At 58.5% G+C, this 12282-nt stretch carries 11 protein-coding genes; 8 read left to right on the top strand and 3 right to left on the bottom strand.

The window, feature by feature from the left end; all coding sequences use genetic code 11:
* The first annotated feature begins 32 nt into the window (after positions 1 to 32).
* A complete protein-coding gene (locus ACMG4M_RS10305) occupies positions 33 to 419 on the top strand; it encodes an SCP2 sterol-binding domain-containing protein (RefSeq protein WP_035244687.1) in 387 nt (128 codons plus the stop codon).
* Positions 420 to 597: 178 nt separating this feature from the next.
* Here the strand turns inward: ACMG4M_RS10305 and ACMG4M_RS10300 are convergent, their stop codons facing one another.
* Positions 598 to 1137, bottom strand: a complete 540-nt coding sequence (locus ACMG4M_RS10300; protein WP_414429921.1) for a molybdenum cofactor guanylyltransferase — start codon at positions 1135 to 1137, stop codon at positions 598 to 600.
* Positions 1138 to 1279: 142 nt separating this feature from the next.
* On the opposite strand from ACMG4M_RS10300, the gene ACMG4M_RS10295 reads away from it, so the two are divergent.
* The 6 genes from ACMG4M_RS10295 to ACMG4M_RS10270 all read left to right on the top strand — a co-directional run bounded on the left by ACMG4M_RS10295 (position 1280) and on the right by ACMG4M_RS10270 (position 6835).
* Positions 1280 to 3235 carry an ATP-dependent DNA helicase gene (locus ACMG4M_RS10295; RefSeq protein ID WP_414429920.1) on the top strand — a complete coding sequence of 652 codons (1956 nt, stop codon included), beginning with the start codon at positions 1280 to 1282 and terminating at the stop codon, positions 3233 to 3235.
* Positions 3232 to 3906 (top strand): tRNA (adenosine(37)-N6)-threonylcarbamoyltransferase complex dimerization subunit type 1 TsaB, encoded by a 675-nt coding sequence (tsaB, locus tag ACMG4M_RS10290; RefSeq protein ID WP_414429919.1) that lies wholly within the window; start codon positions 3232 to 3234, stop codon positions 3904 to 3906. Before ACMG4M_RS10295 ends, tsaB begins: the two co-directional genes overlap by 4 nt.
* Positions 3903 to 4340 carry an acyl-CoA thioesterase gene (locus tag ACMG4M_RS10285; protein ID WP_052042436.1) on the top strand — a complete coding sequence of 146 codons (438 nt, stop codon included), beginning with the start codon at positions 3903 to 3905 and terminating at the stop codon, positions 4338 to 4340. Before tsaB ends, ACMG4M_RS10285 begins: the two co-directional genes overlap by 4 nt.
* A gap of 107 nt (positions 4341 to 4447) precedes the next feature.
* Positions 4448 to 5245 (top strand): undecaprenyl-diphosphate phosphatase, encoded by a 798-nt coding sequence (locus ACMG4M_RS10280; RefSeq protein ID WP_335625865.1) that lies wholly within the window; start codon positions 4448 to 4450, stop codon positions 5243 to 5245.
* Entirely contained in the window at positions 5220 to 5972 is a 753-nt protein-coding gene (locus ACMG4M_RS10275; protein WP_277673208.1) for a class I SAM-dependent methyltransferase, read from the top strand. The genes ACMG4M_RS10280 and ACMG4M_RS10275 overlap by 26 nt, the downstream gene beginning before the upstream one ends.
* Before the next feature lie 146 nt (positions 5973 to 6118).
* Positions 6119 to 6835: an outer membrane protein gene (locus ACMG4M_RS10270; protein ID WP_272962852.1), complete on the top strand. Its 717-nt coding sequence runs from the start codon at positions 6119 to 6121 to the stop codon at positions 6833 to 6835.
* Between the two features lie 75 nt (positions 6836 to 6910).
* Here the strand turns inward: ACMG4M_RS10270 and plsB are convergent, their stop codons facing one another.
* Positions 6911 to 9418 carry a glycerol-3-phosphate 1-O-acyltransferase PlsB gene (gene plsB, locus ACMG4M_RS10265; protein WP_414429918.1) on the bottom strand — a complete coding sequence of 836 codons (2508 nt, stop codon included), beginning with the start codon at positions 9416 to 9418 and terminating at the stop codon, positions 6911 to 6913.
* Between the two features lie 198 nt (positions 9419 to 9616).
* On the opposite strand from plsB, the gene ACMG4M_RS10260 reads away from it, so the two are divergent.
* On the top strand, positions 9617 to 10489 hold the full coding sequence (locus ACMG4M_RS10260; RefSeq protein WP_414429917.1) for a Dyp-type peroxidase: 873 nt from the start codon (positions 9617 to 9619) through the stop codon (positions 10487 to 10489).
* A gap of 156 nt (positions 10490 to 10645) precedes the next feature.
* On the opposite strand, the gene ACMG4M_RS10255 is transcribed toward ACMG4M_RS10260, so the two are convergent.
* Entirely contained in the window at positions 10646 to 12244 is a 1599-nt protein-coding gene (locus ACMG4M_RS10255) for an aldehyde dehydrogenase family protein (protein WP_035244680.1), read from the bottom strand.
* Between the last annotated feature and the right edge of the window lie 38 nt (positions 12245 to 12282).

Genomic DNA, 12282 nt, shown 5'->3' with positions numbered 1-12282 from the left:
AAGCCACAACGATAGGTTAAGGAGATATAAGAATGAGCCTGGAATTTTTGTCTGACGAGTGGTTTGCGAAAGTAAAAGAGATCCGTGACGGTGCCGGTGATGTGGAAACTCCGGCTGCCCTGGCAGATCTGGTAATCAACATCACTGTGTCCGGCGATGGTGGCGACAAGGAGATGGCGTTGGTCGGTGGCATGATCGAAGAAGGTCATCACGCTGACGCGCCGACTACCATGATCCTGCCGGCTGATCTGGCCAAGCGTATCTTCATCGAAGGTGACCAGTCCGCCGGTATGCAGGGCTTCATGAGTGGCCAGATCCGTATCGAAGGCGACATGAGCAAGCTGATGGCGCTGCAAACCGCCCAGCCTTCTGCTGACCAGGTTGCCCTGATGAAGCAGATCCAGGAAGTGACTGCCTGATATAACGACACTGTCGTTTATCTGGAGTCTTTCCCCAATGCCCGCCTTGTGCGGGCATTGTTGTTTCTGGGGGAATCAGTTTCGAGGAGCGTGTTACGAGTTACGAAAAGCAGAGCCACGACGGGTTGTTTTGGTTAATCTTTTCGCTCCTCGCTCCTCGCTCCTCGCTCCTCGTTACTTATATCTCTTTGTGATTCAGGTTCTGCAGAGGCGAGGCCACGGCCACCGGGTGAACCGATACCTGATCCAGCCAGCCGTAGGCGCTGCGGCCACCACTATCCAGATAGGTCTGCAGGGAGTCCCGCCAGTGCTCCGCATGCAACGCCAGGCAGAGAGGTTGGCGGCGGATCGGATCCTGGGCCACGCAGATGTGCTCCGGGCCGGCTTTTTTCAGCAGGTCGCCGGGCAGTGAGGTGGGAGCCTGCACCAGATCGCAGGGCAGGCACAGGCAGAGCCCCTGGCTGGCATTCAGTGCTGCTTCCAGGCCGGCCATGGGCCCCTGAAACCCGTCCCGTTCATCACTGACCACCTGGTCGGCCCAATGCCGGTAGGTGGCCTGATTCCGGTTGGCACTGATTACGATACGGGTCGGGGAGGGCGCCAGGTGATCCAGCAGGTGAGCGATCAGCGGCTTGCCATCCAGCTCCACTAATCCCTTGTCGGCGCCGCCGACCCGTTTTCCCTGGCCGCCAGCCAGAATGATCAGGGTGTAGTCCATGGGGTGCCTCCGTTGGTGTGGGATGCCTGAGCACAGAAACCGTCCGTTGGCGGGTTTTCCGCGTTGCGTGAGGCGTGCTGCTTGTGGCGTCTAATGCTATGCTCTGTGGCTTGCTTCCTTTCTGTCATCCTCAGGACATCGTGTGACCAGCGCCCGTAACCATCTTACCGATCTGACGCGCTTTGCGCCGCTTTTGCCGGGCTATCAGCCCCGTGAACCGCAACTGGCCATGGCGGACGCAGTGGATGCGGTGATCGGCACCGGTGGCACCCTGATGGTCGAGGCGGAAACCGGTACCGGAAAGACCCTGGCGTACCTGGTGCCGGCCCTGTTGTCGGAGGGGCCGACACTGGTGTCCACCGGCACCAAGAGTCTGCAAGATCAACTTTTTTTCAAGGATGTGCCGCTGGTCAAGAAAGCCCTGGGGCTGCCGCGCAAGGTGGCGCTGTTGAAAGGGCGCGCCAATTATCTCTGTCCCTACCGGATGACCCTGCATCAGGAAGAGGCCCGTTTTCTGACTCGGGAAACCGCCGAGCAATTGCAGATCGTGGCCCATTGGGCTGGTCGTACCAAAACCGGTGACATCGCCGAGCTGCAACAGATTCCCGAAGACGCGCCGGTATGGCCCTGGGTAACCAGTACTGCCGACAACTGTCTCGGCACAGATTGCCCCAGCTATCAGGAATGCCCGCTGATGAAGGCCCGCAAGGAAGCCCAGGAAGCGGACCTGGTGGTGGTCAATCATCATCTTTTCTTTGCTGATGCGGCCTTGCGCGGTAACGGCTCGGCCTCGGAACTGCTGCCCAGTGCCAACACGGTGATCTTCGACGAGGCGCATCAGCTGCCGGAAATCGCTGCCGCTTTTTTCGGCGATACCTTGAGCACCCGACAGGTCCAGGAACTGGGCCGTGATAGTTTGTCCGAAGCTGGGCAGACCGCTGCCGATCTGGCGCGTCTGAACCAGTTGATTGCAGCGGTGGAAAAGGGCTGCCTGGATCTGCGCCTGAGCCTGGGCGACGGCGAGCGTCGGGAGCCCTGGTCCGAGGTGGCGGAGAAAGAGACTGTCATCGAAGCGGGCGAGACCCTGCTAACGGCCCTGCGCGATCTGGAAATGTTCCTTGGCCCCCTGGCCAAGGCCAGCCGGGGAATGGAGGCCTGTGCCCGTCGTGCCAGCGAGCAAGTGGACTGCCTGGCGGCCTACCTGAAAGGGGAACAGCCCAACCGGGTGTACTGGTTTGAAACCTTCAAACGGACTGTGGTGCTGCACAGCACGCCCCTGTCCGTGGCAGCCCAGCTGCGTGCCCAGCGCGAGCGTCAGCCGTGCAGCTGGGTGCTTACCTCGGCGACTCTGTCTGTGGGCGGGCGCTTTGAGCATATCCAGAAGCGCCTTGGCATGGACGCGGCTACCACCCTGCGGCTGGAAAGCCCGTTCGATTTCAAACGCCAGGCGGTGTTTTATGCCCCTGAATGCCTGCCGGCGCCGAACGATCCCGGCTATACCGCGGCGCTTTGCGATGCCATGGTGCCGGTCATCAATGCCGCCAAGGGTCGCACTTTTTTCCTTTTCACCAGTCACAGAGCATTACGGGAAGCGGCCCAGTTGCTACGCCCACGTCTGGACTATCCGTTGCTGGTGCAAGGGGAGTCCGGTCGACGGGAGTTACTGGACAGCTTCCGGGAAAAAGGTAACGCGGTGCTGTTGGGCACCAGCAGTTTCTGGGAAGGCATTGATGTGCGTGGCGAGGCACTCAGTTGCGTGATTATTGATAAACTGCCGTTCGGCTCGCCGGGTGACCCGGTGGCGGCGGCACGCATTGAACATATCAATCGCAATGGTGGCAATGCCTTCCGCGATTATCAGTTGCCCCAGGCGGTGCTGGCATTGCGCCAGGGTGCCGGCCGACTGATTCGTGATCCCAAGGATACCGGCCTGTTGGTGGTGGCGGATCCCCGGCTGCTGACGCGCAGCTACGGAAAACTCTTTGTGAACAGTCTGCCCAACATGACCCGCACCCGGAAGCTGGACGTGGTACAACGGTTTTTCGATTACCTGGCCCGGCAGCAAGAAGGGCAGACAACGGAACAGATGGAATCATGACACGAATTCTGGCTCTGGAAACCGCCGGTGAAACCTGTTCGGTGGCCATCATGGATGGCGACGAGGTGCTCGAATATTTCGAGCAGGCGCCACGTCGTCAAACCGAACGGGTGCTGCCGATGGTGGAAGCACTGCTGGCGGAAGCGCAACTGTCGCTTCGCCAGCTGGACGGCATTGCCTTTGGCCATGGTCCCGGTGCCTTTACCGGTGTGCGGGTCGCGGCTGCGGTTACCCAGGGGCTGGCCTTTGCGGCGGACTTGCCGGTGATCGGGGTGTCTACTCTGGCGGCCTGTGCACTCAGCGCTCAGGAGACGACGCCACACCGGGATGTGATCGCGGTGTTCGATGCGCGTATGGGAGAGGTCTATCTGGGCGCCTATGCCTGTGAGGATAGCGTTGCCAGAACCGTGTTCGACGACGGCCTGTTTCACCCGGATACTTTGCCATCTCTGCTACAAAAAGACTGGATGATTATCGGCTCCGGGCTGGTCTATCGTGAGGCCCTTTGCCTGGCCTATGGCGCAAGTCACTGTGAGGTCGACGTGCATCCCCATGCGAAAGCGGTGGCCCAGCTGGCATTATCCGGTTTCCAGCGCGGGCAGGGTGTCAGTGCAGAACTGGCGCAGCCGGTCTATCTTCGTGATCAGGTAATTCAGGGAGCTGTACGATGATCAACTGGGACCTTCCCAATGTCCATGAACTGGCGGTGACTGTGCCGGCCGAAGCCATCGACGTGATGGGGCATGTGAACAACACCGAATATCTGCGTTTCATGGAGAAAATTGCCTGGGATCATACCGCCAGCCTTGGGTTGGGCTGGGATCTGTACCAGAAGCTCAACCGGGGCATGGTGGCCCGGCATACCGAAGTGGATTACCTGGCGCCGGCCTTTGAAGGTGAACACCTGAAGATCGGTACCTGGATCGTGGAAAACGACCAGCGCATCAGTATCACGCGCCGTTACCAGATTGTTCGCGAATCAGACGGGCGAACCCTGCTGCGCGGCCGCACCCGTTGGGTGTGTGTGGCACTGGATTCCGGTAAGCCCCGCCGCATGCCCCCGGAATTTTTGCAGGGTTACAAAATCACCGCCACAGAAGAGTAAAACGTTGCGATAGACGGGAATCGCGCTTCAAAGCGCTTCACCCGTCTTGATTATCGCCCCTCGCAACTCGTTCCCGTTACTGACGTTCCATTCAATAAGGACATTCCATGGATTGGTTCCAGGCCCTGGTGCTTGCCCTGATACAGGGACTTACCGAGTTTCTTCCCATTTCCAGTTCTGCCCATCTGATTCTGCCGTCTCAGGTACTGGGCTGGCCCGATCAGGGGCTGGCCTTTGATGTGGCCGTGCACCTGGGCACCCTGATGGCGGTGATGGCCTACTACCGCCGGGATCTTTTTGCCATGGTCGGCGGTGCCGGCAAAGCGGTGACCCAGCGCACCATGAACGACGACCTGAAACTGGGACTGCTGGTGGTGTTGGCTACCATTCCTGCGGTGGTGTTCGGCTTTCTTGGTGATGACTGGATTGAACGGGAGTTGCGTTCTGCACTGGTGATTGCCGTTACTACCCTGGTGTTTGGCGCGTTGCTGTGGGCTGCCGATGCGTTCGGCAAGCGCCAGTTCAGTCTGGTGCGATTGGGTGTGATCGGCGCCATTTTTATCGGCCTGGCCCAGGCTCTGGCACTGATTCCCGGTACCTCCCGTAGCGGTATTACCATCACGGCGGCACTGGCGCTGGGTTACAAGCGCGAGGACGCTGCCCGCTTTTCCTTTCTGCTTTCCATTCCAGTCATTCTTGGTGCGGGATTGCTCAAGACAAAGGATCTTGTCGAGCAGCAGGTAGCGGTGGACTGGGGACTGATGGCCCTGGGTGCGGTGGTCAGTGCGATTACGGCGTATCTGACCATTGTGTTCTTCATTCGTCTGCTTGAGCGCATCGGCATGCTGCCGTTTGTGGTGTACCGCCTGGTTCTTGGCGTTGCGCTACTGGCGTGGCTGGCCTGATTCCATGCTGGCTACGGTGCTGGGTCTGTTACCCGGGTGCCCTGACGGGCTTCCCGGTACGCCGGTAGAAGAGGCAGACAGAGCGGTGGAACTGGCCCTGCCGCTGGTGCTGGGCTGGCATGAGGAGCGCCTCAGCCTGTGGCGACCGCAAGGGCGGGAAACTCCCTTGAGCGTCAGCTTCAATGATGGCAAACAGGGCTACCGACTGACGGCGGAGCGGGTCCGCCACGAGCGGTTGATCAAGGCGCTGGGAAAACCCCGGGAAGAAACCTTTACTGTTCTGGATGCCACCGCTGGCCTGGGCCGGGATGCGGCCCTGATCGCCATGGCCGGGTTTCCGGTATTGCTGGCGGAACGCTCGCCGATTCTCCATGCCATGCTGGCTGATGGCTTGCGGCGGGCGCCTGCAGAGCTCGCTGCCGCCATGCAGTTGCTACCCTGCGCGGATGCTGGCGCGCACACCTTGCCGCCGCTGCATGCGGTCTATCTTGATCCCATGTTTCCATCGCGGGACAAAAGTGCGGCGGTAAAAAAAGACCTGCAATGGCTTCAGCAATTGGCAGCCTATCCCGATCAGAACGAAGAAGCGGCGTTGCTGGAATGGGCGCTTGGTCTTGATCCGCATCGGGTGGTGGTCAAACGGCCCGGCAAGGCTGAACCGCTGGCAAAACGCAGCCCTCATCATCAGATTGCCGGCAAGGCTATTCGTTTTGATGTCTATGAGTAGCCCGAATCGCTGAGCAACTAGTCCATCCTGTAACGCATTCATGAATTGATCATAAAATAGACACAATGATGTCGCTTTGATAGCGTCAAAGGTGCACCTGATGTGTTGGTGTTAAGGAATGACACTTTAAGCATGAGGATAAGATAATGAATACCTTCCGTTTGCTTGCGTTGACTGCGGCATTGCCTCTGGTTTTGCCGGCATCTGCCATGGCCGATAACTACCTGCGGTTTGCCTATAGCCTTGCCGATTACGATGAACAAGATATGGATTTTACGGTTGCGAGTCCTTCAGACGAGACTCTGGCCATCGATGGGTACGATCCGGGTGGTACGGATTATCTTAGCGTAGCAGGTGGTACCTGGCTTTCCCCCAACTTGCGCGCAGAAGTTGCACTGGATTTCTCTCTGGCGTCCAAGGAAGACGATGGCGTTACCGTCAGCTCCGGCGGGGCTTCAGAGGCGGGGACGTTCGAGGCCAAGACCACCAGTCATCTTCTCATGATCAATGGCTACTACCACTTCATGAATGACCGTGGCACCGGGGCCTTTGACCCCTATGTAGGGGCGGGTATCGGTCTTGCCGATAACGAACTGGAGGATATGACCGTTTTCGTTAGTGGCGCATCTGCAACCATTGAAGACGGTGGCAGCACCGAATTTGCCTTCAAATTTGGTGGGGGTGTTGCCTACTGGCTCAGTGATGCGGCCTCCGTGGATTTCTCCATTTTCTATGTGGATGCCGGTACCGTGGAAAGTGGTGATACGGCCAATGGGGTTGGCGGTACGGTGGCACTGTCCCGGGAACTGGAAATGGATCTGGAGAGCATCAACTACAGCCTGGGTATTTCCATTGCCATCTAGCGGTTGGCTGTGTGCCCGGAAATAAAAATACCCGCCATTTGGCGGGTATTTTTTTGTCGGCTACGGTTGCCGGTCTCAGGAAGCAGAGGCAGAGGAGGCCGGCTCCACCAGGTGCTCAATGTCTGTCACCCGCGTCACCCGTTGAATGGCGTCGCTGATATCCGGGCTGAGGATACGACGGGCTTCATCGTCAAGCGATTCCAGTTTCTCGTCAAACACCAGGGCGCCGGCATCGTTCGTGGTGACCAGGCCGGTACCGTACAACTGGCTAATAAAGTTTTTCAGCACCACCTTGTCGAAAAATTCTGGAGAGTTGAACTCGTAGAGCAGCGACAGTCGTTGCGCGGTCTGGTGAGCCAGTTCCCCCAGCTGGTCGGCGGTCAGCATGCCTGAGCCGTACTGAACCAGCAGGCGAATGGTCAGATAGTAACGCTCCAGAGACGGCATGACGGTCTGGCCAAGATGGTCCAGCATGTCGGATTCATGGGTGTGGATAGGGGCGCCGTGCAGACAATGGTCTTCGCGGCTGATCAACTGTTCCTTCTCCAGCACATCCACCGTCTTGCTGACCGCCCGGGACAGGTCGTCGCCGTCCTGCCAGTGGAGATAGTATTCATTGCGCAGGAAGGGGTAGAGCAAATGCACCATGCTCTGCAGGGTGTCAATGCTGATAGAGCGAGCGTTCATCACCAGCGAGCAGATCAGACCGGGGAGAATAAACAGGTGCAGGCTGTTGTTGCGGACATAGGCCATCTGCAGGGCCGTTTTTTCATCGGTGGTCACCACATCGCCGAGCTTGTGCTCGATGCGCTCCAGGAACTCGTTGTCCAGCCCATACTGGATGATGGCTGAAGCATCATCCGTGGCGATGGAGGCGCTGTCACTGTAGGGAGCCTGTTTGAGCAGGGCGATGTAGAGGTTCAGCTGCTGGCGTAACTGGGCCACATCCATGGTGTGTTTGGGCGACGCGAGCAGGGCCAGGCTGAGCAGGTTGATCGGGTTGGCGACGGCGGCGGCATTGATGGATTCCACCACTTCCTGTCCGAGTTCATTGACCACATGCTTGAACCAGGCTGGGCTTTCATCGGCAGCCAGGTCTTCGCTGCGCCAGGCGGTGTGATGCTCGTCGAGGAAGTCCACCAGCTTGATGGGCTCACCGAAATTCACATGCACCTGACCGAAGTGACTGCGCAGCACCGCCAGGGATTTCATCAGCCCGCCGACAGATTCCTTCTGCTTTTTCTTGCCGTGCAGCTCGCCGATATAGGAGCCTGATTCGATCACTTTCTCATAGCCCACATAAACCGGCACAAAGGCAATCGGCTTGCGGGCATCACGCAGAAAGCTGCGCAGAGTCATGGCGAGCATACCGGTGCGCGGCTTCAACATTCGGCCGCTACGGCTGCGCCCACCTTCCACGAAGTACTCGATGGAGTAACCACGTACGGTGATGGTATGAAGGTATTCGCTGAAAACGGTGGCGTACAGGGGGTTGTCACGAAAGCTGCGGCGCATGAAGAAAGCACCGCCCCGTCGCAGGATAGTCCCGACGATGGGCATATTCAGGTTGATGCCGGCGGCGATGTGCGGCGGTACCAGGCCATTGCGGAATACCACAAATGACAGCAGCAGGTAGTCAATATGACTGCGGTGGCAGGGCACATAGATCACTTCGTGATCACCGGCTACCTTGGTCAGGTTGTCCATGTTGTACAACCTGACCCCGGCATAAAGCCGGTTCCAGACCCAGTTCAGGAACAACTCCAGAGACCGAATGACGGTATGGGAGTAATCCGCGGCGATTTCCATGGCGTAATGGCGAGCCTTGGCTTCCACCTTCTCGATACTGGTTTCCTGGCGCTGGGCCTCGGCGCGGATGGCTTCCTGTACCGGGATGGAGTCCACCACGGTATTGGTGAGGGTGCGACGGTGCGACAGATCCGGGCCGATGGCGGCTTCCTGCTGACGGCGAAAATGCACACGCAGAATGCGGGAGGCCTTGCGCACGGTCTGTTCGTCCGTGGGGCACTGATCCACCAGGGTGCGTAGGGACATGGGCTTGCTGAAATGGACGTACAACTGCCGGCCCTGGGTGACGATGATAAAGAATTTCTTGATGAAACCCGCCGGCGACCAGTTGTCGGAAAACAGAATGCGCCACAGAGAGCTTTCCTTTTCCGGACGGCGGCCCCAGAACACCGATACCGGCACCAGCTGTACATCGGCTTCGGGATTGGCGCGTAGTGCGCTGACCAGTTTTTCCAGCCGTGGCGGTGACACGGGGGTTCGCTGCCGGCCATTACTGAATTTGCGCCGGTACAGCTGGAAGTAACTATGGCTCAGGTGGCTTTTGCCCAGCGTCAACCCATGCAGTGCAGATGCAAGGCCCAATTGTCGTGCGGATTGATCCGCTGCTGCTGCATCGGCGGCAGAGCGATCACGCAGCACATAGACCACCGGGGTATTGGGAGCAAGTTGCAGTTCGTCAGGGTTTGAAGGCAGCGCGTTAGCACGTGTGCACAAACGCAGGAAAATGCGGATCAGGAAGAAGCCCAGGCGATCCAGGCCAAGCCAAGGTGTCATAGTAGGATTCAGTTAACCAGTGTGCAGCAAGTGTAGCGAAAGCCCTGGGCAGGGGACACCAGCGCATATTTCAATTTGTTTCAGAATTGCGTCTGCCAACTCGTACCATGGTCCAGTATACCGTTATATTCACGGGAACAAGTCAGGTAGCCTTGCTAGACTGTTGGCAGTTTATTGATAAGGACTAAGGAGTTAACGGTGTCGACACCGCAAACGGGGATTTTTGATCGTAGTTATCAACATCATCTGTTCTTCGAATTCTGCCTTGGCAGTGGCCAGGAGATGCAGGCAGTCAGAGCCGCTTTGCGCCAGCTGAATTCGCTGAAAAGTGAAAAGACACCGGTGTTGATGGCGTTCGGGCCAGCCCTCTGGGAGCAACTGGACACCCGCTTCAGCTTCCCGCCGTTCTCCCTGGAAGGCCATGTGCCGGCCACCCAGGGGGATCTGTGGGTCTGGGTGCAGGCGAAAGAGCGCGGTGATCTATTCGATACCGGCATGCAGGTACGCGATGCTGTGGGCGAGCTGCTTTCCACGCAGCTGGAGCTGAACAGCTTCGTCTACCACGACATGCGTGACCTGACCGGGTTTGTCGATGGCATTGGCAATCCCACCGGTGAAAAGGCAGAAGAGGCCGCCTTCATTGCCGAGCCACACCCCGGTGCCGGTGGTAGTTGGGTGCTGACCCAGAAGTGGGTTCATGACCTGAAGAAATTCAACCAACTGCCGGTCAACGAACAGGAAAACGTGTTCGGCCGCACCAAGGAAGATGCAGTGGAGTTTGACGAAGAACGCATGCCGGCGAATGCCCATGTGGGCCGCACCGATGTGGATCGCGATGGTGTTCCCCAAAAAATGTGGCGCCGCTCGGTCCCCTACGGCGACAGCAGTGAACACGGCCTGTACTTCCTGGCCTTCTGCTGCGAACTGGATCGCTACGACTACCTGCTTCGCCGCATGTACGGCATCGCCGACGATACCGTCAAAGACCGCCTGCTGGACTACACTCGCCCGGTGATGGGCTCGTGGTGGTATGCACCGGATCAGGAGTGGATTGATAAGATCAGTGAATAGTTAATAGTGAACAGTTAACAGCGGCCCGGTTTCGCGCCTTCTGGACTGAAAACAAAGAGGCCGCGTCCATGATTTGGACGCGGCCTCTTGCGTTTCAAAACAGTTCAAACCTGTTCCGCGAAACTGTTCACTATTAATTGTTAACTATTCACTGCCTCAATCCGTTTTCCATTTGGTAAACATTTTCTTCACCAGGAACGGGGTGAGTTTCAGTGAGGCGCTGAGCATCTGGCCGAGGCCTTTGGGGAAGACGAAGTGCAGGGCGTTCTTGATGCCGTTGTAGGTGGCTTCGTCGAAGGGGTACCAGAAGATGTTTCGCTTGGAGGGCAGGATGTCCCAGTTGACCGCTTTTGCCTGAGTCATTTCCTCCAGGCCTTCCGGGCCGTGGGTGCGGCCGATGCCGGATTCCTTCCAGCCGCCCCAGGGGGTTTCGGAGAGGCCGTGGCTGTAAAGGTGATCATTAATGGTGGTGACCCCGGACTGCAGACGGGCAGCAATGGCGCGGCCACGCTTGTTGTTCTTGGTCCATACGGAGGAGGTCAGTGCCAGCTTGGATTCGTTAGCCTTGCGGATGGCGTCTTCTTCGTTAGCCACGCGTTGCACGGCAATCAGGGGGCCGAAGGTTTCATCGCACATGGTGAGCATGTCGTCGGTGACATTGGTCAGCAGCGTCGCCGGGTGGAAGAAGCCGTTTTCCACGTTGCCTACCGGGCGGGACTGGGCTTCGATACGGGCGCCTTTGGCCAGGGCATCTTCCAGGTGTTGCTGCACGGTGCGAAGCTGGCCGGCAGTGGTCAGGCTGCCGATATCTACATTGAAATCGTTGCAGCCTACGCCGTGACGCAGCTGGCGGGTCTTCTTGGCGAGTAGATCCACGAACTGGTCGTAGACCGCGTCCACCACATACACCCGTTCCACACCGCCACAACTTTGACCGGCATTCTGGTAACCGGCCCAGGCGGCACCGTTGGTGGCCCGTTCCAGGTCCGCATCTTCCAGCACCAGCATGGGGTCGTTGCCGCCCAGCTCCAGGGATACCGGAGTGAGGGTTTCAGCGGCCTGGGCCATCAGGGTTTTGCCGGCGGGGACGCTGCCGGTGAAGAACAGCTTGTCCACGCCATTCTCAAAGTAACCAGTGGCCACTTTGGAGCCGGAGCCGACGATGTGATGGAACAGACCCTCAGGCAATTCACCGGCGGCGATGATCTGCTCGATGGCGCGCCCGACTGCCGGGGTGGCAGCGGCCACTTTCAGCAGTACGGCATTACCCGCCATCAGGCCCATGACGATTTCACCGAAGGGGATCGACAGCGGATAGTTCCAGGGGCTGATAATGCCCACCACGCCCAGTGGTACACGCAGCATGTGGGTCTTCTTGTTGAAGAACAGGATGCTACCGCCGGGGCGGTTCTTCTCTTTCAGATATTTTTCCGCGTTGTTCGCATACCACTTGCAGGCCAGGGCGCAGGGCAGCACTTCGGTGGCCAGGGCATCGGTAAGGGTCTTGCCGTTGCTTTCGCTGACGGTGCGAGCCAGGTCGTCGGCGCGGTCGACAATGTAGCTGCGCATCATGGTGATATGGCGAGCCCGTTCCTTGAACGATTTGGCCGCCCAGATCGCCTGGGCTTCACGGGCCCGGGTCATGATCTCGGGCAGTTTGGCCAGATCGGTTTCATTCAGCTCGGCCACGGCGGTGCCGGTGGCCGGGTTGGTGTCCAGTACGGTTTTGCTATCCAGTTTTTCTTGCGCGGTCATGTGAGGAAGTCTCCATCACGGCAGGTCGCAAAGGCGGC

Origin of the sequence: Alcanivorax sp. IL3 (assembly GCF_047495465.1) — a bacterium.
GTDB classification, from domain to species: Bacteria; Pseudomonadota; Gammaproteobacteria; order Pseudomonadales; family Alcanivoracaceae; genus Alcanivorax; species Alcanivorax jadensis.
This window is presented reverse-complemented; position numbering and strand designations above follow the sequence as displayed.